The sequence below is a fragment of the Frankia sp. Mgl5 genome, assembly GCF_023242985.1.
GTDB classification, from domain to species: Bacteria; Actinomycetota; Actinomycetes; order Frankiales; family Frankiaceae; genus Parafrankia; species Parafrankia soli.
In genome coordinates this window covers 1-276 of record NZ_JALKFY010000108.1, presented here as the reverse complement: position 1 = coordinate 276, position 276 = coordinate 1, and the positions used below count along the sequence as shown (strand labels likewise).

Annotated in this window: 1 pseudogene; it reads left to right on the top strand. The window is 55.1% G+C overall.

Annotation, left to right across the window (positions count from 1 at the left end):
- Window positions 1–276, top strand: a pseudogene (locus tag MXD62_RS08580) (cation-transporting ATPase PacS); the annotation flags it as partial.

Here is a 276-nt window from a genome sequence, read left to right as displayed (position 1 = left end):
GTATTATGATGTGACAACAGTGGTAACGGCCTTGGTCGTTCTCGGGATGGCGATGGAAGTTCGGGCCAAAGGGCGTTCCTCTGAGGCGATCAAGAAATTGATCGGCCTACAGCCAAAAACAGCGCATGTTATCCGGCAGGGGGAGGAAGTTGAGATTCCGGTTGACGAAGTGGCGGTAGGGGATTTGGTGGTCGTCCGGCCGGGGGAGAAGATCGCGGTTGACGGAATCGTAACAGAAGGCTCTTCTTCATTGGACGAATCGATGCTGACCGGGGA